General features: G+C 63.7%; 15 protein-coding genes. 8 read left to right on the forward strand and 7 right to left on the reverse strand.

Annotated features, from left to right (window positions below; genetic code table 11):
- Positions 1 to 31: 31 nt before the first annotated feature.
- The 3 genes from AC3G2C_RS07600 to pgmB all read right to left on the reverse strand — a co-directional run bounded on the left by AC3G2C_RS07600 (position 32) and on the right by pgmB (position 6,990).
- On the reverse strand, positions 32 to 1,297 hold the full coding sequence (locus tag AC3G2C_RS07600; protein ID WP_488384026.1) for an MFS transporter: 1,266 nt from the start codon (positions 1,295 to 1,297) through the stop codon (positions 32 to 34).
- A gap of 92 nt (positions 1,298 to 1,389) precedes the next feature.
- A complete protein-coding gene (locus AC3G2C_RS07605; RefSeq protein WP_488384027.1) occupies positions 1,390 to 3,930 on the reverse strand; it encodes a TonB-dependent receptor in 2,541 nt (846 codons plus the stop codon).
- 30 nt (positions 3,931 to 3,960) lie between these two features.
- Positions 3,961 to 6,990: a beta-phosphoglucomutase gene (gene pgmB, locus AC3G2C_RS07610; protein WP_488384028.1), complete on the reverse strand. Its 3,030-nt coding sequence runs from the start codon at positions 6,988 to 6,990 to the stop codon at positions 3,961 to 3,963.
- Between the two features lie 382 nt (positions 6,991 to 7,372).
- Between pgmB and AC3G2C_RS07615 the strand changes: the two genes are divergently transcribed.
- Complete coding sequence (locus AC3G2C_RS07615) at positions 7,373 to 8,386, forward strand: LacI family DNA-binding transcriptional regulator (protein WP_488384029.1); 1,014 nt, start codon at positions 7,373 to 7,375, stop codon at positions 8,384 to 8,386.
- Positions 8,387 to 8,388: 2 nt separating this feature from the next.
- Here AC3G2C_RS07615 and AC3G2C_RS07620 read toward each other — a convergent pair whose 3' ends face one another.
- Positions 8,389 to 10,026, reverse strand: a complete 1,638-nt coding sequence (locus tag AC3G2C_RS07620; RefSeq protein WP_488384278.1) for a sensor histidine kinase — start codon at positions 10,024 to 10,026, stop codon at positions 8,389 to 8,391.
- A gap of 307 nt (positions 10,027 to 10,333) precedes the next feature.
- Here AC3G2C_RS07620 and sucC point away from each other — a divergent pair, with 307 nt between their 5' ends.
- Positions 10,334 to 11,497 carry an ADP-forming succinate--CoA ligase subunit beta gene (sucC, locus tag AC3G2C_RS07625; protein ID WP_019464615.1) on the forward strand — a complete coding sequence of 388 codons (1,164 nt, stop codon included), beginning with the start codon at positions 10,334 to 10,336 and terminating at the stop codon, positions 11,495 to 11,497.
- 14 nt (positions 11,498 to 11,511) lie between these two features.
- Positions 11,512 to 12,387, forward strand: a complete 876-nt coding sequence (sucD, locus tag AC3G2C_RS07630; RefSeq protein ID WP_109124142.1) for a succinate--CoA ligase subunit alpha — start codon at positions 11,512 to 11,514, stop codon at positions 12,385 to 12,387.
- 155 nt (positions 12,388 to 12,542) lie between these two features.
- On the opposite strand, the gene AC3G2C_RS07635 is transcribed toward sucD, so the two are convergent.
- Both AC3G2C_RS07635 and AC3G2C_RS07640 read right to left on the reverse strand, forming a co-directional pair.
- Entirely contained in the window at positions 12,543 to 13,094 is a 552-nt protein-coding gene (locus tag AC3G2C_RS07635; RefSeq protein WP_488384030.1) for a hypothetical protein, read from the reverse strand.
- A 267-nt stretch (positions 13,095 to 13,361) separates the two neighbouring features.
- Positions 13,362 to 14,258, reverse strand: a complete 897-nt coding sequence (locus tag AC3G2C_RS07640) for a LysR family transcriptional regulator ArgP (RefSeq protein WP_488384031.1) — start codon at positions 14,256 to 14,258, stop codon at positions 13,362 to 13,364.
- A 102-nt stretch (positions 14,259 to 14,360) separates the two neighbouring features.
- On the opposite strand from AC3G2C_RS07640, the gene AC3G2C_RS07645 reads away from it, so the two are divergent.
- Both AC3G2C_RS07645 and AC3G2C_RS07650 read left to right on the forward strand, forming a co-directional pair.
- Positions 14,361 to 14,978 carry a LysE/ArgO family amino acid transporter gene (locus tag AC3G2C_RS07645; protein ID WP_488384032.1) on the forward strand — a complete coding sequence of 206 codons (618 nt, stop codon included), beginning with the start codon at positions 14,361 to 14,363 and terminating at the stop codon, positions 14,976 to 14,978.
- 60 nt (positions 14,979 to 15,038) lie between these two features.
- The gene (locus AC3G2C_RS07650) at positions 15,039 to 16,670 is read left to right on the forward strand and encodes an NAD+ synthase (protein WP_488384033.1); all 1,632 of its coding nucleotides are present in this window, start codon (positions 15,039 to 15,041) and stop codon (positions 16,668 to 16,670) included.
- 111 nt (positions 16,671 to 16,781) lie between these two features.
- On the opposite strand, the gene AC3G2C_RS07655 is transcribed toward AC3G2C_RS07650, so the two are convergent.
- The gene (locus AC3G2C_RS07655; protein WP_488384034.1) at positions 16,782 to 17,621 is read right to left on the reverse strand and encodes an outer membrane protein assembly factor BamD; all 840 of its coding nucleotides are present in this window, start codon (positions 17,619 to 17,621) and stop codon (positions 16,782 to 16,784) included.
- Positions 17,622 to 17,691: 70 nt separating this feature from the next.
- On the opposite strand from AC3G2C_RS07655, the gene rluD reads away from it, so the two are divergent.
- The 3 genes from rluD (at position 17,692) to pgeF (ending at position 20,910) form a co-directional block, all read left to right on the forward strand.
- Positions 17,692 to 18,669, forward strand: coding sequence for a 23S rRNA pseudouridine(1911/1915/1917) synthase RluD (rluD, locus tag AC3G2C_RS07660; RefSeq protein ID WP_488384035.1), 978 nt, complete (start codon positions 17,692 to 17,694; stop codon positions 18,667 to 18,669).
- A gap of 161 nt (positions 18,670 to 18,830) precedes the next feature.
- A complete protein-coding gene (locus AC3G2C_RS07665) occupies positions 18,831 to 20,171 on the forward strand; it encodes a hypothetical protein (RefSeq protein ID WP_488384036.1) in 1,341 nt (446 codons plus the stop codon).
- On the forward strand, positions 20,164 to 20,910 hold the full coding sequence (gene pgeF / locus AC3G2C_RS07670; protein ID WP_488384037.1) for a peptidoglycan editing factor PgeF: 747 nt from the start codon (positions 20,164 to 20,166) through the stop codon (positions 20,908 to 20,910). Before AC3G2C_RS07665 ends, pgeF begins: the two co-directional genes overlap by 8 nt.
- The last annotated feature ends 107 nt before the right edge of the window (positions 20,911 to 21,017 follow it).

Genomic DNA, 21,017 nt, shown 5'->3' on the forward strand with positions numbered 1-21,017 from the left:
GACTCCGGTGAAGCGGACGGGGCGGCTATTCCTACTCGGCAGGCACGGCGACGGCGGTTGGCTCGCCCGCACCTATGCGGTCGGTTTCGCGCTTGAAGAAGAAAAGCGTCACCAGCACCAGACTCATCGGCACCAGCGAAAAATAGAACGCGTGGATGCCACCGAAGCTGGAGAACACCAGCGCCGTGATACGTGAGCCCAGCGTGCCGCCGAGCGCCGAGAAGATCACGATCAGGCCGGTCATGGCAGCGTGGGACGGCTTGGGTAGCGAGCTCAGCGCGACCGAGTTGATCACCGGATAGATGGGCGCCATCAGCAAGCCAATCAACGGGATCAGATAGGCCGCCAGTGGCGCATTGAACCAACCCACGTCCGGTGTGACCTGCGCTTCTTGCGCGAGCGGAAGCACCAGCAGAATAAGCACGCCCATGCCAAGCACGCACAGGTTGAGCAGCACGTGCCACGGCACGCGTCGAAGTAGCTGGCCGGCCAGGATACGGCCCAGAGCGGTGGCGCCCGCCAGGATGCTCGCCATCTGGATGCTCATGGCGTTGGGCAGGTGGAGGATCTCGTTGTTGAACGTCGGCAGCCAGGTGCTGAAGCTCTGCTCGATCAACACATAGAGGAATGCCGAGAGCAGAAATACGTATACCAGCGTGCGCATGAGCAGGCGATACATCTGGCGGAACGCATCGCCCATCGAGGCGATGCTCTTGCCGTGCGCGGCTGTTTCGTCGAGCTGGGCCCCCCAAAGCAGCGACACGGTGCCAAAGCAAAGCACCGCCAGCACCCAGTACACATTGAACCAGGAAGGATTGGCAGGGTTAGCGTGATCGATGAAGGCGCTGAAGAGCCAGCCGCTGGCGAGTACGCCGAGCATGAACAGGCCTTCGATGGTGTTGGTGAGTCGGCCGTGCTCTGCTTTGCTATTGGTGAGCAGGCCGATGGAGGAATACACGGCCACCTTGGCCAGGGCGAAGGACACGCCCACGCAGGTGAACAACAATTCGGTGGTGTGGAAGCTGGGATACAGCGGCATCAGCATGCAGGCGCCGCCGACCACGACGAGCGAAAGCATCATCGCGCGGCGATAGCCAATGCGCGGAAGAAATGAGGCCACCAGGAACGAGGTGATGGCGATTGGCAGGTCCTTGAACAACTCCAGCAGGCTGGCCTGCGGCTTGTCGACGCCAAACGTATGGATGGACTGCAGGATCACCGTGCCCACGCTGTTGAGCAGGATCGCGAAGACCATGTAAATCGTCACCAGGGCAACGATCATGCGGTACCGGTTCATCCCCACCTCGCGTAGCGTCTTTCAAAAAGGTTCCGGGCCGCCGCGCTACGGGCGGCCCGGAACAATCGAGGGAAGTGCCTCTGGTTACAACATCAGAACTTGTACTTGACCTGGAAATTCACCTCGCGGCCTTCCAGCGGGCGGGCGAGAATCACGCCACCTGCACCGGCTGCCGAACCGAAGATGCGCGAGTTGCTTTCGGTCAGGCCAAGCTGGTTGGTCATGTTCGTGCCCTGCAGACGCAGCTCCCACGTTTTCTGGATGTCGGCGACGATACCGAAATCCAGCGTGTAGTAGTGGCCGAGCTGTTGCAGACCCGTCTGATCCTGCGTATGCGGACCCACGCGGGTGTAGGTCACAAAGGCCATCACGTCACCCCACGAGAACGGCAGGGTGTAGCTGGGCGTGAACATGTAGCGGAACTTGGGCTGACGCTGCAGCTGCACGCCGTTGATATAGGCGCAACCGTTGCCTGCCACCTGGTTCACGTACGGGATACAGGCGGAGTAGTGCGTGTAGTGGCCATCCAGGTAGTTGGCGACCAACTGCAGCTTGAGGTTCTCCACCGGCGTCACCGCGCCGATCATGTTGACGCCCTTGGAGTCCGAGCCGTACAGCAGCGGTGAACCCACCGGCACACCTTCGCCGTTGGTCGGCTGATACGGCAGGCCGCTAAACTGGCGATGGTAGGCGCTGATGTCCGCGTAGACGTACTTGTTCTGGAACTTGTAGCCCACTTCGAAATTCTGGACCTTCTGCAGCGGCGGCGTGTTGCCGGTGGTGTTGCCACGCAGCGCGTTGTCAAAGTCGCCGAAGTGCGCACCCTTGTTGGCACGGGCATACACCGACATGTTGTCGGCCAGCTCGTAGTTCACGCCCACCGTCCAGGAGGTATGCGTCTTGTTGTAGTTGGTGGTAGCAAAGGTGCCGTTGCACACGGGCACTTCGTTGTCATACAGCGTGTAATTGTTGCCATCCAGGTTCTGGTTGGTCAGATTGCACACGTGCAGCGTGGAGTCCTGGTTCTCGACGCGTGCGGAGGCGTCGATCAACCAGCGGTCGATGCGCCACGAGTCGGAAAGGTAGAACGCCTTGTTGGTCGAACTACCGTTCTCGGCGATGTTGTAGGCGCCGTAATCGAGCAGACCCTGGTAATCGGTGAGCTGGTAGGTATGGCCATCGGTGCCGACGTAGCTGACCTTGATCGGACGCGCGTTGGGCGTATTCGTCATCAGCATCTGGTTGCCCAGGTTCCACTTGTCGTCGTCGGTGTAGTGGGCCAGGTAGACGCCCGCGGTCAGCGTGTTGCCGTCGAACAGCTCCTTGCTGAGGCGGAAGTCGTTGTTGATGTTCTTCAGGCGCTTGTTGATGTACCACCAGCCCTGGTGAATCACGCTCTGGTTGGGGTCGACCGCGCCGCCACCGTTAACGTAGGTCGCCGTGGCCGAGCCCGGCGGCAGCTTGAAGCCACCGAAATCGGTGCCGAGGTTGTACAGCTCGTCGTTGAGGCTGGCCGGATTGGTGCCCGAGAACAGGGCGTTCGTATCAGCCGTGCCGCCGTTGATCAGGAACTTGTCCGAGAGGCTCCAGCCGTCACCCAGGTCATAGTCGAAGTTGAAGCCGAAGAAGCTGAACTTGGCGCCACGACCGTTGGCAAGGTTCGCGCTGGTGCCGCCACCGGGATAGCCCGGCAGGTTCACATGCTGGATGTCCTTGCTGTAGTAGGTGTCGGTGAGCGGGTCGAAGCCGGGGTAGGCGCTGAAGTTGTCGCTGCCGCGCTGGATCAACGGAATCGGCGTGATGAACTGGTTGCGGTCATTGAGCTGGCGGGCGTAGAACACCAGCGTGCCGTTATCCATGTCGTGCGATAGGGTGGCGGTGAACTGGCCGCCCTTGTCGGCGGAGTAGCCCGGGCTGCGCACGCCGTCGGAGTCGCGGTAGAAGCCGCCGATGCTGCCGTACCACTTGTCGGCAACCTTAAAGCCGAGGAAGGCATCCGTGCGCCACAGACCTTCGCTGCCGTAGGTGACGCCCACGCTGCCGCTGGGTACGTCGGTACCCTGCTTGAGGATGAAGTTGGCGGTGGCGCCCATCTGGCCATCGCCGTACACGACGGACGGGCCGCCCTGCAGAATTTCGGCGCGCTCGACCGTGTCATCCAGACGGAAGATCGAGGTGGTTTCGAAGAACGACAGTGTCGGCATGCCGTACAGCGGCGAGCCCATCAGCTGCGTGGTGAAGAAGGGCGCATCGCCGCCGCCCGGGAAGCCGGCGATTTCGATGTTGGCGCCCGTCTGGCCGCCGGTGGATTCCGGCCACAGACCCGGGGAGACCTTCAGCAGGTCGGCCGTGCTCTTGGGGTTGGCCATCTTGATGTCAGCGGCGCTGACGCTCACCACCGAGTAGCTGGCGTCGATCTTCTTGATGCCGCCGGCCGCCGACGTGCCGGTAACCACCACCTGATCGAGCGTCTTGGCCGACTTCTGGTCGGATGCCTGGCCATTGGCCGGTACCGCGCTTTGCGCCGGAGCCTGCGCGTTGCTGTTGGCGTCCTGCGCGTGTGCCGTGCCGGTCGCGAGCGCTGCGGCAATTGCCACCGCCAGCCATTGTCGTGTGAAGTGCTGCTTGTTCATGGATGCCTCCCCGCCCGAAATATGGGCCACTTAAGTGTTGGAATGCGACGCTTCGGCGCGCACGGCCGTTGCGTTGTCTTGGTTTTCTACGTAGTCCCTGATGCGGAACGCGGTCAGGTCGGGCAGCACGAGATGGGCCTCCCCTAAGGCCTCGTGGTGGCCGATACCGATGGCGACCATGCCCGCAGCATGGATGCTGGCGATGCCTGCAGCGGCGTCCTCGACACCCAGGCAAGCGGCCGGCGCGACGTTCAAACCCGCCGCGGCAGCCAGAAAGATTTCCGGATCCGGTTTGGAGCGCTCGATCAACGAGGCATCCACGATGTAATCGAACAGCGAGGCGATGCCCAGGCGTTCGAGCAGCAGCGCCGCATTGCGGCTGGCCGAGGCCAGGCCCACGCGTAGACCGGCCGCACGCACCGACTCCACCGCGGCGCGTGCGCCGGGCAGCAACTGATCGGGGCCGAAGCGCTCGATCTGTTCGCGGTAGTAACCGTTCTTGCGCTCGCTGAGCGCTTCTTTTTCCGCTTCCGAATAGTGTGTCGATGCGCGTTCGAGCAGGATATCGAGCGAGCCGCGGCGATCCACGCCCTTCATGCGTTCGGCGGTGGCCTCGTCGAATGGCGCGCCGATTTCCTGCGCCAGGCGCTCCCACGCCGCGCGATGGACCACGGCGGTGTCGGCGATGACGCCATCGAGATCGAAGATCACGGCTTGCAGCGGTGTCTGCACGCGATGCGGCAGCGTGAGACTTTCGCCCTTACGCAGCTCGACGGGCTGACCGGCATGGCGCAAGCGCAGCGTGTCGCCGCTGCGCAAGTGGTATTCCACGCCATCGGCTCGCACCGTCACGCGCAACTGAGCGCCCTGCCAATGCACGCCGAAGCGATAGCTGCGCCAGGCAGCGGGCAGGCGCGGCGCAAGCGTGAGTTCGCCCGCATGCACGCGCACGCCGCCGTAACCCCAGCCCAGGCCAAGCCAACTGCCAGCCATGGCGGCCATATGCACGCCGTGTGCGGCGTTGCCATGCAAGTCATCCAGATCCACTCGCAGGCTGTCCTGGAAGTAACGCCAGGCTTTGTCCATGGCGCCGACTTCAGCCGCCAGCACGCCGAAGGTGGAGGCGGAAAGCGTGGAGTCGTGCGCGGTGACGCCTTCGTAGTAGTCGAAGTTGCGACGCTTGGCGGCCTGGCTCACATCCTCACCGGCAAGTACCAGCGAAAGCACGGTGTCTGCCTGCTTGCACACCTGGTGGCGGTAGATGGTGAGCGGATGCAGCTCGAGCAGCAGCGGGCGCTTGCTTTCGCCAGCGGGGCGGGGCGGCAGGCGCGGCTTGTCGAGGAAGGTGTCGTCCTGCGGGAAGACACCGAGTTCGTCGTCTTCGCGAAGATACATGGCCTCGGCGGCACGCTGCCACTGAAGAATTTCAAACGGCTCCAGGCCAACGCGACGCGCCAGCTGTGTGTATGCCTCCGGCGCGCTGTCGGCCATCCAGCGTGCCACGTCGGCGGCGTGACGCAGGTGACGCTGGGCCATGCGGTTGGTGTAATGGTTGTTGTCCACCAACGCGGTGTATTCGTCCGGCCCGGTTACGCCGTGGATGCAGAAGGCACCTTGGCGGCGCGGATTGAAATGGCCGATGTCCAGCCAGATGCGCGCCATTTCGAACAGCATTTCCGCGCCGTATTCGCGCAGGAACGCGGTGTCGCCGCTGGCGTCCACGTAGTGGCGGATCGCCCAGGCCACAGCGGCGTTGATGTGGTATTGCGCCGAGCCACTGGGGAAGTAGGCCGAGCACTCGTCACCGCTGATGGTGCGCCAGGCGTAGAGTGCGCCGCGCGCATGGTTCATCTCGCGGGCGTGGGAACGGGCGCGCTCCAGCGTGCGGTAGCGGTAAGTGAGCATGCTGCGCGCCAGTTCCGGCGCCAGCGTGACCACGGTGGGCAGCATGAAGGCTTCGGTGTCCCAGAAGTAGTGGCCTTCGTAGCCCTCGCCGGTGAGACCCTTGGCGGCGGTGCTGCCGCTGCCATCACGACTGCTGGATTGGAACACGTGGAACAGGTTGAAGCGTAGCGCCTGCTCCGTGCGCGCATCACCTTCGATGGACAGATCCGCGCGATCCCACAGGCGGGCATAGGCGTCGGACTGGCGTGCGCACAGCGCCGCATAGCCAGCGGCCTGTGCCTGGGCAAGGCATTCACTGGCGCGTGCAAGCAAGGAGGCATCGCTTTCCTCGCTATGCGGTGCGCACCACGCATAGGCGACATACTTTTCGAGCGTTACCGCCTGGCCGGGTGCAATCGCGCCTTCGTATACCTGCAGCACGCCGTGCTGGGCCAGGTTGGCGAGACGGAAGGAGAGGCTGTTATTCAGCACCGCGTGTTGCTGCATGCAGGCGACGCGGATGTCGCTGTGCGCGGTCTGCTGCAGCACGAAGGCGTGCGCCTCGTCGGCGGCGCTGTCGCGCGTGCCGAAGCCGCCATCCAGGCGGGTGCCGATGCGTGGGTCGTCGCCCTGCTCGGTGGCGTGGCGAGCGGTGGAGATGGACGACTCCAGCGTGATGGGGCCGGTGTAATCCACCGAGCGCACGCTGTAACGAATGGCCAACAGGCCGGGGTGCTCCAGGCTGGCGATGCGTTCGGCTTCGATCAGCAGGGTGGCGCCTTCCGGCGAGCGCCAGCGCAACTGGCGGCGGTAGCTGCCGTTGCGAAGGTCGAGCAAGCGTTCGAAGTGCTGCCACTCGCCTTCGCGCAGGCGAACCGGCGTGTCGCCCAGGCGCAGGTGTATGCGGGTGCCATCGGCAACGGGGATGCGCGTGTCGGTGTGCGCGGCGAAGCCGGGAAAGCGCTCGTGGTACTCGATCGGGGTACGTTCCCAGGCGTGGGCCAGAAAGCTGCCATGGCTGGGGCTGTCGTCTTCCTCCAGGCCCCCGCGCACGCCCAGATCGCCATTGGCCACGGCGAACAGGCTCTCGTCCTGGGCAAAGGCGGCGGGATCGGTACGGTGGCTGGTCACCAGCCAGGGGTCACAGGGTGCGCCCTGCGCCGACGCCACAGCCATGGCCGTTTCTTGATGCTCCAACACCCTCTCCCCGCGACGCTATCGTGGCAATGCTCGCGAGATCCTGCGCCGGGCGCGGTCCGCGATGGTTATTGGGCGCGGAGCTTGGCAGTAATTGATATCGATATCAAGTTATCGATATCAATTGTTGTAATGCAACATAGTTGCGATTGTTATCGATATCATTAATCGTATGCCCGAGGCCGGCGCAGCGCAGGATTTTGATGCATTAGCATCGCTGCGCCGTGGAGAATGGTCTGCTTCGTGCTTCCTTGCGACGTTGGACGCATGACGCGTAAACCGGGACACTGTGGTCCGTTGCCACGGTAGGCCGTTGTGCTGAGGTGCCGCACAATCCATCACAAGACATTGGGGCCAGGTCTTGAGTCGTCTCCACAAGAAGCCGCAAGGCGCCACGCCGACTGCCAGCTTGACCATGGCTGATCTGGCGCGAGTCGCCGGTGTATCCAAGATCACGATTTCGCGGGCATTGAGCGATAGCCCGCTGGTCAACAAGGAGACGCGCGAGCGCCTGCAGGCGTTGGCGCATCAGCTCGGTTACAAACTCAACGTGAGCGCGCGCAACCTGCGCCTGCGCCGCAGTCATACGGTGGCGGTGATCGTGGAGATGAAGCCCTCCAACGACCGCACCATGCTCGACCCCTATCCGCTGGTGTTGTTGGGCGGCATCTCCCAGGAGCTCACCGCCAACGGTTACAGCGTGTTGCTGACCACCCGCCAGGGTGCCTCCGCCGCCGCGGTGCAGGCGGCTGATGGCCTGATTCTGTTGGGCCAGGGTTCGCGCCAGGACGCCGTGCGGCGTTTCGACAAGCTAGGCCTGCCCATGGTGGTGTGGGGCGCTCCGGGCGAGCGCGACGAGCACATCGTGGTGGGTAGCGACAACCGCCAGGGCGGCAGCGTGGTGGCCGAGCATTTCATCAACCAGGGACGGCGCAACCCGGTGTTCGTGGGTAATCCCAACCACCCGGAAATCTTTGAGCGGCTCAATGGTTTCGTCGACGCGCTGGCGGCGCATGGGGTAAAGCCCCTGCTGATCCGTCGCGACGAGTTCACCCTGGCCTCGGGCATGGATGCGATGCACTCGTTGGTCGAGCGCGCGGTGCCGTTCGATGCCGTTTTCGCTTGCAGCGACTTGCTGGCGATGGGTGCCATTCGTGCGCTGAACGAGATGGGGCGAGCGGTGCCCAAGGACGTGGCGGTCGTGGGTTACGACGACATGCCGTTGGCGGCCAGTTTCCTTCCCCCGCTGAGTTCCGTGCGCCAGGACTGGCAAGAGGGTGGCACCTTGCTGGCTCGCAAGGTGCTGGCGTTGATCAATGACGAGCCGGCCCAGTCGGAAACGCTGCCGGTCGAGCTGATGGTGCGCGCTACCTGAAGTCAGCCAGCAGCGGCAGCCGCGTCACCGCTGGCACGACCCGCACGGGCGGGCGTGAGCACCAGGCGGAAGCAGCTGCCGCCGCCCGCCACGCGCACGTATTCCAGCGACGCCTGGTTCGCCTCACTCATCTGGCGGGCCAGATACAGGCCCAGACCCGTGCCGTATTCGTGGGTGGTGTAGAACGGCTCGAAGATCTGGGCGGCCACCTTGGGCGCGATGCCGGGACCGCGATCGATCACTTCCAGAATGGGCACACCGTGTTCGCCGTGGCGGGCCACCACCATCACGCGGGCGGGCTCGCCGGGCATACGGCCGTAGCGCAAGGCGTTCTGCACCAGATTCCAAACCACTTGTTGCAACTGCTGCGGATCGGCTACCGCCGCCACCGGTGTACTGGCCTGGATCACCCGCAGCGAATCCTCGCCCAGGTCGTTGCCCTGGCGGTACTCGTCCACGAATTCGCTGGCCCACTGACCCAGGTCCAGTGTTTCCGGGCGCGAGCGCTCACGGCGGGATAGCTGCAGGATGTTCTCGATGATCTCGTTCAGGCGCACACAGTGGTTGTTGATGATCTCCACCATGCGCTGGTCGCCGGAGGGCAGGTCCTTGGATTCGGCAAGCAATTGGGCGGAGTAGCGGATAGCTGCCAGCGGGTTGCGGATCTCATGGGCGATGGAGGCGGACAGGCGGCCAAGCGAACTGAGGGTGAGCTCCTCGGCGCGGCGCGAGACCAGCGAGGTGTCATCCAGGAAAATCAGCACGTGCGAGTCGTCGTTGGGCGCCAGTCGGCTGAAGCGGGGCACCACCTCGGGCACGCCGTCTGCCAACTGGGTGGCTGACTCGTCCAGCTTGCCCGACGTCATCCAGTGATACAGGCGTCGGGATAGCTCGGGCGCCACGCGGCCCAGGTCGCGCTGGTCAGCGGCAGGGTTGCCCAGCAGCATCCAGGCCGACTCGTTCATCTGGTGGATGCGGTTGGCGTCGTCTACCAGCAGCACGCCGGTTTTCATGCGGCGGATGATCAGTTCGTTGACCTGGGCCAGGTTGGCCAGGTCAACGCCGCGCTGCTCGGCCAGCGCCTCGCTGGCGCGAATCTGCCGGCTGAGCACGTAGCACAGCACGGTAATGGCGAAATAAGCCAGGCCGAACAGGCTCGATTCCAGCAGCTCCCGGTCCATGCCGGCCTGGCCGTGCTGCATCTCGAACACGGCATGACCGATCACCCCCAGCGTGGCCAGGGCCGCGAAGAAGCAGGAAAGCCGTAGCGGCAAAATCAGCGCACCGGCGGCCAGGTTTACCGCCAGCATCATGGCGATGCCGATGCGCGCATCGTGCATGGTGGCGATCGCCAGCACCGCCGCGATGATGTCCACCACCAGGGCGCCCGAGACCGTCCAACGGATTCGGGGCGCGAAACGGCGAGTCAGCGATAGCAGGCCCAGTGCGAACAGCAGGAACACCACCGCCATGCCCCGGGCCAACCCCACGTCGGTGAGCTTGGGCCAGCCCAGCGCATTGGGGCTGAGCGCCAATCCCACGTAGACCAGGGCCTGGGCCAGGCGGAAGCAGTTGAGGAAGAGAAGCTCGTGGCGCGCGACCTCGGGGGTCGGGCGGGCGTTGGGGTACGCAGGCTGCATGGTGCTGGACACGCGGCGGGGCTCTCTCGGTTGGGCCGGCGGACGGTCCAGCCCAGTATAGACGGGCGATTCCCGGAAGGTAGGGGGCCTGGGTCGGGCTGCCGGGCGGGCCGGGGCGGAACCGCCCCTTTCCATCGGGGGCCGCTTCCGCGAAAATAGTTGGCCGTATTGCGCGGTTTTCGTCATGTCGACAGGCAGGCGGCGGCGCACTGCATCCGGCAGCGCTTGTACCGCCGTCGTTCCCCTGACCGCCCGGGCCCCACAGCCCGACGCGGCCGCCCTGTTTCCCCGTACTCTCGAGGTATCCATGAATTTCCACGAGTACCAGGCCAAAGAATTGTTCGCGAAGTACGGCATCGCCGTGCCTCCGGGCAAGGTCGCCAACTCTCCCGATGCCGCTGTCGACGCCGCCAAGCACCTTGGTGGTTCGCAGTGGATGGTCAAGGCACAGATCCACGCAGGTGGCCGCGGTAAGGCCGGCGGCGTCAAGTTCTGCAAGAGCCTCGACGATGTGCGTGCTGCCGCCAAGGGCATGCTGGGCACCAACATGGAAACCTACCAGTCCGCCGGCCGTGCGCTGCCGGTGAACCTGGTGCTGGTGACGGACGCCACCAACATCGCCAAGGAACTGTATCTGTCGATCCTGACGGATCGCGATTCCAAGTCGATCTCGTTCATTGCCTCCAAGCACGGCGGCGTGGACATCGAGCAGGTCGCCAAGGACACCCCGGAAGACATCCACACCATCGTGGTGGACTTCGTGGAAGGCCTGCAGCCGTACCAGTGCCGCCAGCTCGGCTTCGCCATGGACCTGAACGCCAAGCAGGTCGGCCAGCTGACCAAGATCATGCTGGGCCTGTACAAGCTGTTCAACGAGAAGGACCTGTCCCTGGTTGAGCTGAACCCGCTCGCCATCCTCGAAGACGGCAACCTCGCCGCCCTCGACGGCAAGGTCAACTCCGACGACAACGCCGAGTTCCGTCACCCGGACCTGGCCGCCATGCGCGACCTGACCCAGGAAGACCAGGCCGAAGCGGCTGCCGTGCAGCACAACCTCAACTACGTGACGATGGACGGCTCCATCGGCTGCATGGTCAACGGCGCAGGCCTGGCCATGGCCACCATGGACGTGATCCAGCTGGCAGGCGGCGAGCCGGCAAACTTCCTTGACGTCGGCGGCGGCGCCACCAAGGAGCGCGTGACCGAGGCGTTCAAGCTCATCCTCTCCTCCGACAAGGTGAAGGCCATCCTGGTCAACATCTTCGGCGGCATCGTGCGTTGCGACCTGATCGCCGAAGGCATTATCGCGGCCGTGAAGGAAGTGGGTCTGAAGATCCCCGTCGTGGTGCGTCTGCAGGGCACCAATGTGGAGCTGGGCCGCGAACTGCTGGCCAACTCCGGCCTGGCGATCACGCCGGCTGACGATCTCAACGATGCGGCGCAGAAAGCCGTGGCTGCGGCCAAGGCCTGAGGAGCAATAGAACCATGAGCGTTCTCGTCAATAAGAACACCAAGGTCCTCGTGCAGGGCTTCACCGGCCAGCAGGGCACCTTCCACGCGCAGCAGGCGCTGGACTACGGCACCAAGGTCGTCGGCGGCGTGACCCCGGGCAAGGGCGGCACCGAGCACATCGGTCTGCCGGTCTTCAACTCGGTGGCCGAAGCCGTCGATGAAACCGGCGCCGATGCATCCGTCATCTTCGTGCCGCCGCCGTTCGCGGCTGACTCGATCCTCGAAGCGATCGACGCCGGCATCAAGGTCATCGTGGCCATCACCGAAGGCATCCCGGTGCTGGACATGCTGCGCGTGAAGAACGTGCTGGCACAGCATCCGGAAACCGTGCTGATCGGGCCGAACTGCCCCGGCATCATCACCCCGGGCGAGTGCAAGATCGGCATCATGCCGGGTCACATCCACATGCCGGGCAAGGTCGGCATCGTCTCGCGCTCCGGCACGCTGACGTACGAATCGGTGTTCCAGACCACCAACGAAGGCCTGGGCCAGTCCACGGTCATCGGCATCGGCGGCGACCCGATCAACGGCCTGAGCTTCATCGACTGCCTGAAGATGTTCCAGGACGATCCGCAGACCGAAGGCATCATCATGGTCGGCGAAATCGGCGGCAGCGCTGAAGAAGACGCCGCCGAGTTCATCGGCGAGTACGTCACCAAGCCGGTGGTGTCCTTCATCGCCGGTGCGTCGGCCCCTCCGGGCAAGCGCATGGGCCATGCCGGCGCCATCATCTCGGGCGGAAAGGGCACGGCGGCAGCCAAGTTCGCTGCGCTGGAGAAGGCGGGCGTCACCACCGTGAAGTCCCCGGCCGACCTCGGCAAGACCCTCGCCGGTCTGATGAAGAAGTAATCGAGTCGATACGATCGATAGAGAAAGGGCCGCAGCGATGCGGCCCTTTTTTTGTTCTATCGCTCCGCTCCAGTCGCTTTGACATGAGTTTCGAGGCGCTCATGACGGCATCAAATGCGAAGTTGCACGACATAGGTGTTTGGCTATCTCGTAAATCAGACGTCCATATCGTCGACAATGGTGCGGGGCACGAAATGCCAGTCGCCCATTTCGTGATCATAGAGCGCTAGCTGATCCCAGTCTTCGTTTGCGGCCTCGGATCGATGGATTCGTTGAATGGCACCGGTGACGATCTGGTTTTGTTTTCGTGGGTCAAGTTGCAGGAAGTGACGTGTGGCTTCCGCGTGTGCGAAGAGGCCGGCATGTTCGTGTGACAACTCGTGCGCTCGCAGGATGTGTTCATCTACCGAGAGTTCAATCGGTGAGGGCGACGATGAGGGGATCCATTGGCTTTGCAGGAACGCATAGCTGGCGATGCCGCCGAGGGGGCGTTCAATAAGACCATTGCGCGTGGCGGTCCAGCCAATCTGGATGGCTAGCTTGAGCTGGTTCTCGTGATCCCGAACAAAGACGGAAGGGTCGAACTCATGCGCACAAATGGCGTGGTAGATGCGGCCTGGCTCGGACATCAGCGTCGCATCGATCATGGCGTTGAGGGGCGATAGGTACGCGGTGATCGCTTTCCCTTCTTCCGTGTGTTCGCACATCACCGATACCCAGTGGGGATGCCCAGGGCGCGGACTGTGACGCACCGCCAGATACAAGTTGGGCGTCGGAAGAAATAAGGGCGACGGTGGTCGCGCGCTGGAATGGGAGGTGGTCAAGGTAGCGACGTTTCACGTTTAGGGACGTGTGAAGCCTGCCTCCAAACCATGAGGGGGCGTCAATATCGCAGGGGCGCGTTGCGTACTTGGCCTGCTTGAAGGCGAGCTGTGCGCCGACATGGCAAGTGAATAACTGTCGCGCTCGAGCGATCAGGTGGGCCTCAGCCCCGCCCGCGCTGCACTAACCAGTGAATTGGTCACCAACGTCAATGTCGCCGAGCGAATGGCCCAGTGTTGCCAGTAGAGCGGTACATCCAGCCAGCGATTGGGCGCGATGGGTTGAAGTGCGTGATGGGCAAATGCCTCCTCCACCATCGACTCCGGCGCCATGGCCCAGCCCAAGCCAAGGGCGGCACCTTCCACGAAGGCCGTCGACGAGGGCAGGTAGTGCATCGGTGGCGTGACACGGGCACGGGTCACGCTGTGGATAAAGCGCCACTGCAGGGCGTCTTTTCGGTTGAACACCAACATGGGTGCTCGTGCGAGCGTGGCGGCGTCGACCCCGCGCGGAAAGTGTTGGGCCACGAACGCCGGCGTGGCCACCGGGTAATAGCGCATGATGCCGAGCTTCTTCACGCTGCATCCCTGCACGGCTTGCGCTTCGGCGGTGACGGCACCGAGCACGGAGCCGTCGCGGAGCAGGTCGGTGGTGTGATCCTGATCGTCCACGCGCACGTCGAACAGCAGGCGGTGTTCCTGGTGCAACGGCGCCAGGGCGGGCAGGAACCAGGTGGCGAGCGAGTCCGCGTTCACGGCTACCGCGATGGAGTCAGGACTTTCCTCGTTGCCCGCCACATGGAACTCCGCCAGCGTCTCCGCTTCAAGGCGGCGCATCTGCTGCACGCTGCGCAATAGGCGTTCACCGGCGGCGGTGGCGCGGCAAGGCGTGCGGCGCAGGATAAGTACCTGGCCCAGGCGATCTTCCAGGGCCTTGATGCGCTGGGAGATGGCCGATGGCGTCAGTGACAGGCGCTGCGCGGCGCCATCGAAACTGCCTTCGTCGAGCACCGCCGCAAAAGCGGTCAACTGAGGATTGAGCAGGCTCATGGCTGGACCTCACATTAGTAAAGCTAATTCTACGTAAGAATATTTAGTTTTACTGAAATGCAGAGGCGCGGCACAGTAGATGTCTTTTCGAGGGCTTTCATCATGTTTTCTTCGGCTTACCTGGCCGGGCTCGGCGCAGGGGCCGGCCTGATTATTGCTATCGGCGCGCAAAACGCCTTTGTGCTGCGGCAAGGGCTGCAGCGTCGTCATGTGGGCGCTGTGGTGCTGGTATGCATCGTGGCGGATATCAGCCTGATCCTGCTCGGCGTGGCGGGCATGGGGTTGGCGGTCAAGGAGCATCCGGGCTTGCTGGAATGGCTGCGCTTTGCGGGCGCGGCATTCCTTACCGCGTACGGCATGCTGGCTTTGCGGCGAGCCTGGCAAGGTGAAAGCGGGTTGCAGGTGGATGGCGAGGCTACTGCGAGCCGTCGGCGCGTGATGCTGACGTGCCTGGCCTTCACCTTGCTCAATCCCCACGTCTATCTGGATACGGTCGTGCTGCTGGGCAGCCTGTCCACGCATTACGAGGGTGACGGGCGCTGGGCATTCGCTGGCGGTGCAAGCACGGCGAGTGTGTTGTGGTTCCTGGCGCTGGGTTACGGCGCGCGGCTGTTGCTGCCGGTGTTCCGCAGCCCCTTGGCCTGGCGCGTGTTCGATGTGGCGGTGGCGCTGTTCATGCTTACGCTGGCCACGTTGCTGGTGCTGCAGCCGATGGGCTGAAGCGTGGGCCAAGGGTGCTCGGTTATCATAGAGCGCTTCCCCGATGACGGATGGTCCGGCATGCCCTCGCTACGTTTCGCCCTTGCGCAGTTCGATTTTCCGGTCGGCGCGGTCGCCGCCAACGCGGCACATGTGGGTGATCTGATCGCGCAAGCACGAGAGGGCGGGGCATCCCTGGTGGCGTTCCCGGAGCTCACGCTGAGCGGCTACCCGCCGGAGGATTTGCTGCTGCGTCCCAGTTTCCTCGCGGCCTGTCAGTGCGAGCTCAATGCATTGGCAGGTGCCACCAATGGCGTGGCTGCCGTGGTTGGGCATCCGCATAGCGAGGGCGAGGTCTACAACGCCGCCAGCCTGCTGCGCGGCGGCTCCATCGAATGGACGACACATAAGCAGGCCCTGCCCAATTACGGCGTCTTCGACGACAAGCGCTATTTCCGCCCCGGCCGCGACAGTGCGGTGGCGACGATCGACGGCGTGCGGGTGGGGGTGGTGATCTGCGAAGACATCTGGCAGCCCGAGCCGGCCGCCAAGGCAGCTGCCGCCGGCGCGGAGTTGATCCTGGTGATCAATGCCTCGCCCTGGGACGACGCCAAGCAGGCGGAGCGCGAGCAAGTGCTGGCCGCACGCGCGCGCGAAACCGGTTGCGCCATCGCCTATGTGAACACGGTGGGCGGTCAAGACGAGGTGGTCTACGACGGTGGCTCCCTGCTGGTGAATGCCGATGGCACCCTGGTGGCACGCGCCCCCAGCTTCGTCGACGTCTTGTTGTGGGCCGAATTCGATAGCGACACGCGGACGTTGCGCGCGGACGGCTGGCCGACCGTGGCTGACGATTCGCTGGAAGCGACGTTGTACGGCGCCCTGGTGCGCGGCATTCGCGATTACATCGAGAAGAATGGTTTCCCGGGGGTGCTGCTTGGCCTTTCCGGTGGCATCGATTCCGCGTTGACCTTGGCGCTGGCCGTGGACGCGCTGGGTGCCGAGCGCGTTACCGCCGTGATGATGCCCACGCGTTACACCTCGCAACTCTCGCTGGATGGCGCTCGCGCCCAGGCGGAGCAGTTGGGCGTGGACTACCACGTGATCGACATCGAACCGATGGTCGATGCATTCCTTGGCGCGCTGGCGCCAGCCTTTGCTGGCAAGCCTGCCGATACTACCGAGGAGAACCTGCAGTCACGTACGCGCGGCGTCACCTTGATGGCGCTGTCCAACAAGCACGGCCGCCTGCTGCTTGCCACCGGCAACAAGAGCGAGATGGCCGTGGGTTACGCCACGTTGTACGGCGACATGTGTGGCGCGTACGCGCCCTTGAAGGACGTCTACAAGACCGTGGTGTACCGGTTGTCGCGCTGGCGCAATGCCCACGCCTCGCGACTGGGTGGTGGCGAAGCCATTCCTTCGGCAGTGATCGATCGACCACCTTCGGCCGAGTTGCGCGACAACCAGACCGACCAGGATTCGCTGCCAGCTTACGACGAGTTGGACGCGATCCTGGCCCGATTCATCGAGGGCGAGCAGTCGCAAGCCGAGATCGCCGCCCAGGGATTCCATGCGGACACCGTGCGTCGCGTGGTGCGCCTGGTGCTGCTCAACGAGTTCAAGCGCCGCCAGTCCGCGCCGGGGCCGCGCGTTACCACGCGTGCGTTCGGGCGTGAGCGGCGCTACCCGATCACTTCCGGCTGGAAATAGCCTAGAGGTTCAAGGGGCTGGAGGAATATCCCGCTAGCTCGATGCATAAAAAAGGCCGGCAAGCTCGCGCTGCCGGCCTTCTTCATGCCCGCCTGGAGGCGGACTGTTCGATCAGTGGTGACCCGAGAACGGAATCATCTTGCGGATCATGGACGGCGAGTGCGGCCACTTCGGATCCTTCAGGTACGGGTGATCAGGGTAGTTCAAGGCCAGTACCTGTCGGGTCTGGTCAGCCAGGTTCTTCTCGTCCATACCCAGGTAGCTGCGGGTAAGAATGGCCAGGGCGTCACCCGTCTGCGGGGCCTGCTGGTAGTGCTCGATCACGTACTGGGCGCGGTCGGCCGAGGCCACATAGGCCTTGTTGCGCAGGTAGAACTCCGCCACGTTGATTTCGAACTGGGCCAAGAGGTTGCGCAGGTAGATCATGCGCTGGCGGGCGTCGGCCGTATAAGCGCTGTCCGGGAAGCGGCGCGACAGCTCGGAGAAGTCGTCGAACGACTTGAGGTTGAAGCCCTGGTCACGACGGGTTTCCGGCTCGCCGGACTGCAGGAAGCGCTCCATGGCGCCGCCGGTACGATCAAAATTGATCAGACCGCGCAGGTAATAGGCATAATCCACATGCTTGTGGGTCGGATACGTCTTGATGAAGCGGTTGACCGTGGAGTAAGCGTCGTCCGGCTGGTTGTCCTTGTACTGCGAGTAGGCCAGATCAAGCTGGGCCTGTTCGTTGTACTGACCGGACGGGAAGCGAGCGATCAGGCGCTGGTAGGCCTTGGTCGCCGCCGAATAGTCGGCATGCTGGAGCGAGTCCTGGGCTTTGGCGTAGAGCTTGTCCACCGGCAGGGTATCGTTGGTGTCCTTCTTGTGGCCAAACATCGAGCAGGCGCTCATCGAAATGGCGATGGCGAGCACGACAAAGACTTTGAAAGCCGGCAGCTTGGTTACGCGCATGAGAAAGGGTTCAGATGTTTGATCGAAAAGGGATGATAGCCGAAACCGTTGGTTGCCCGGGCAGATGGTCATGACGAGGATCCACCACGAAGCCACAGTGCCCCTGTCTGCCGCCGGTCGGAGATTCGACCAGGCGTTGGCCGAGATGTTCCCGGATTACTCCCGCTCGCGCCTCACGGCCTGGATCAAGGCCGGCGCGATCACCCTGGATGGCGCGCTGGCGCCGCCTCGCCAGTTGCTGCGCGGGGGGGAAAAGGTGTTGCTGCAAGCGGAGTTGGAGACCGAGGTCGAGCTGGCGCCGGAGGCCATCGCGCTGGATATCGTCTACGAAGATGAACATCTGCTGGTGCTGAACAAGCCGGCCGGGCTGGTCGTGCACCCCGGTGCAGGCAACAGTGCCGGCACCGTGCTGAACGCCCTGCTGCACCACGATCCGGCCCTGGCCCAACTGCCACGCGGGGGCATCGTGCACCGCCTGGACAAGGACACCTCGGGCCTGATGGTGGTAGCCAAGAGCCTGCCGGCCCATACGGCGCTGGTGGACATGCTGTCCCGCCACGATGTGGAGCGCCAGTACGAGGCAGTGGTTATGGGCACCCTGGTGGCTGGCGGCACGGTGGACGCCCCCATCGGGCGACACATGGGCGACCGCCTGCGCCAGGCAGTGCGCGACGAGGAGGATGGCAAGCACGCCGTTACCCACTACCGCCTGCGCGAGCGTTTCCGGGCGCATAGCCTGATCCAGTGCAGCCTGGAAACCGGCCGCACCCACCAGATCCGCGTGCACATGGCCCATATCGGCCACCAACTGGTCGGCGACCCGCTGTACGGCGGTGGCCTGAAGTTGCCCAAGGGCGCCAGCGCCGAGCTGGTGGCGGCCCTGCGCGGCTTCCGCCGGCAGGCGCTGCATGCCGAGCGATTGGCGTTCGAGCACCCGGTAACGCACGAACCGCTGTCCTTCAGTGCGGAGCGGCCGGCCGATCAGCAGGCGCTAATCGATGCCCTGCGCGAAGATGCCGCCCACGCCGAGCCGGACGACTGGTCTTGAGCATCGGCTTCCGGCCCTGTGCGATCCGGCAGTGGCTCCGGATTTGCGCTTGCGATGTACCCGGCAGTCCGTCGGGAGGCTGCTGGGTAAACTGACCCGATTGATCCATTTAAGGCGGGAGATGGACTGTGCAGGGAAGGACACGAAACAGGGCGAGGTACTTGCAGTGCCTCTGCCTGCTGCTGATTCTGGTGATCGGGATGGCGCTGCGGCTAGGTACGGCGGAGCGTACGGAAGTAGACCATCCGGTTCGTAACGATGCTCGCGAATACGTGGCTTATGCCTGGAACTCAAAATATGAGGGCGTGTATTCGCAAGGCATGGCGTCGATCCTGGAGCAAGCCAACGTACCGCTTGTTCCCGACGCTTTCCGCCCGCCGGGCTATCCCATGTATCTGCGGATGTTTCTGCGCGGTCAGCTGGACACAGGGTTTGTAGCGCGAGCAACGTACACCCAGGCGTGGATCGCCGGACTGACCCTGCTCTGCTCGACATTGTTAGCCATGGCTCTGCTTGGCGCCTGGCCGGGGCTTGTGCTGGGTGCACTGGTGGCCCTGAGTCCGCACCTGAATGTCTACGTGGCCTACCTGCTCAGCGAAACTTCCTTCTGCGCCGCGCTAATGATGGCGCTGGTGTTTGGTGCCGCCTGCGCGTTCGTCGAAACATCGCGTTGGCGTATCGTGCTTGCCTTGGTTTCGGGTCTTTCGTTCGGCATCGCCTGCCTGATCAGGCCAACACTCAACCCATGGGTGCCCGTATTGCTGCTACTGCTGTTGTTGCCGGCGGTGCGTCGCTTTTGGCGTGACATCGCCGCACTCTCCCTTGGCTTCGCGCTGGCCATGTCGCCCTGGTGGGCGCGCAACGAAATCACCCTGCATCAGATGAGTAGCCCGCAATTGATGCTGTTGAACGTACAGCAGGGCAGCTATATCGATTTGATGTACGACGAGCGTCCAGATACCTACGGTTCGGCGAATACATTCGATCCAGATTCCGCAAAGGCGGCGTCCAGCTGGCCCAACCTGATAGAGAGTCTGCGATCCAAATTTGCCACCCATCCATTCGCCATGCTGCGTTGGTACTTGTTCGGCAAGATTTTTTGCTTCTTCTCCTGGTCCTCGCCGGAGGGTTGGGGGGATATCTATGCTTACCCTGTTCTCAGCTCCCCCTGGTTAAACGATCCCCGCTACATGGTGATCGCCTCGTTGATGTCCAGTCTGCATGCACCTTTGATGGTTTTCGGCGTGCTGGGCACGTTGCTGGCGTTTCTGCCGGCAACGCGTCGATTGTTTGGCGCATCGCGCGCCGACGCGTTACGACTACTCGCCTTGCTGCATTTGTTCGCCGTGGGGGTACACATGGTTACTCAGCCCTTTGCGCGCTATAGCGTGCCTTTCCGGCCCGTTAGCTTTTTGCTGGCAATCTTCGCCCTGGTGTGGATGTATAGACGCTACAGTGAGCATCGCGCCATGAAGATGCAGGTGTCGGTATCCCATGCCTGACGGCTGGCTCCTCCCCGATTGGCCCGCACCATCGTGCGTTCGAGCAGCCGTAAGCACACGGCTGCTCCCTGGGCATTCCAAGCCTCCGTACCAGCACTTCAACCTCGGCGTGAACAGTGGAGATGCGCTGGAGGCGGTGCGTGCCAACCGGGCGATGGTGAAGGACATGCTGAGCCTGCCGCGTACGCCTCATTGGTTGCATCAGGTGCATGGCGTTGATGTCGTGGATGTGGATGCGGGACAGCAGGACGAGTCGCCGCGTGCCGATGCCTCGGTAACCACGCGCATCGGCGAGCCCTTGGCCATCCTTACGGCCGATTGCCTGCCGGTGCTGTTCTGCACGCGCGATGGCGGCGCTGTAGCGGCGGCCCATGCAGGTTGGCGTGGGTTGCAGGCGGGCGTGCTGGAGGCGGCGCTTCACGCGTTGCTGGCGGCGCCAAGCCAGGTGCTGGCTTGGCTGGGACCGTGCATCGGTGCGTCAAGCTATGAGGTTGGCGAAGAAGTGAGAGACGCCTTTCTGACGACGGACCCTGCAGCTGTTGCCTGCTTTCAGGCCACCCGCCCGGGGCACTGGTTGTGCGACCTGGCCGGGCTGGCGCGTCGGCGCCTGCGGGCGGCGGGGGTGATGGACGTTTATGGCGGCGGTTTCGACACGCGCACCGACACGCGGTTCTATTCCTATCGCAGGGATGCGGCCCACAGTGGGCGATTTGTAAGCCTGATCTGGTTGGCTGGCTAGGCGATTGCCCCGGACTCAGGTGAATGAAAGTTGACGCCTAGCTGACGCTGGCGCAAATTATTGCGCAGGCATCGCGTAAGGACGTGTCCTGAGGGGCGGTGCCCATC

This window comes from Frateuria sp. sgz306004, from assembly GCF_057750885.1.

Bases quoted from the DNA above. Each gene is read 5' to 3' on its own strand.
- AC3G2C_RS07640 (WP_488384031.1), bottom strand. From the start codon at position 14,258: ATGAGCCTGCTCAATCCTCAGTTGACCGCTTTTGCGGCGGTGCTCGAC.
- AC3G2C_RS07605 (WP_488384027.1), bottom strand. From the start codon at position 3,930: ATGAACAAGCAGCACTTCACACGACAATGGCTGGCGGTGGCAATTGCC.
- pgmB (WP_488384028.1), bottom strand. From the start codon at position 6,990: ATGGCTGTGGCGTCGGCGCAGGGCGCACCCTGTGACCCCTGGCTGGTG.
- AC3G2C_RS07600 (WP_488384026.1), bottom strand. From the start codon at position 1,297: ATGAACCGGTACCGCATGATCGTTGCCCTGGTGACGATTTACATGGTC.
- AC3G2C_RS07645 (WP_488384032.1), top strand. From the start codon at position 14,361: ATGTTTTCTTCGGCTTACCTGGCCGGGCTCGGCGCAGGGGCCGGCCTG.
- AC3G2C_RS07650 (WP_488384033.1), top strand. From the start codon at position 15,039: ATGCCCTCGCTACGTTTCGCCCTTGCGCAGTTCGATTTTCCGGTCGGC.
- pgeF (WP_488384037.1), top strand. From the start codon at position 20,164: ATGCCTGACGGCTGGCTCCTCCCCGATTGGCCCGCACCATCGTGCGTT.
- rluD (WP_488384035.1), top strand. From the start codon at position 17,692: ATGACGAGGATCCACCACGAAGCCACAGTGCCCCTGTCTGCCGCCGGT.
- AC3G2C_RS07655 (WP_488384034.1), bottom strand. From the start codon at position 17,621: ATGCGCGTAACCAAGCTGCCGGCTTTCAAAGTCTTTGTCGTGCTCGCC.
- sucD (WP_109124142.1), top strand. From the start codon at position 11,512: ATGAGCGTTCTCGTCAATAAGAACACCAAGGTCCTCGTGCAGGGCTTC.
- AC3G2C_RS07635 (WP_488384030.1), bottom strand. From the start codon at position 13,094: ATGTGCGAACACACGGAAGAAGGGAAAGCGATCACCGCGTACCTATCG.
- AC3G2C_RS07620 (WP_488384278.1), bottom strand. From the start codon at position 10,026: ATGCAGCCTGCGTACCCCAACGCCCGCCCGACCCCCGAGGTCGCGCGC.
- sucC (WP_019464615.1), top strand. From the start codon at position 10,334: ATGAATTTCCACGAGTACCAGGCCAAAGAATTGTTCGCGAAGTACGGC.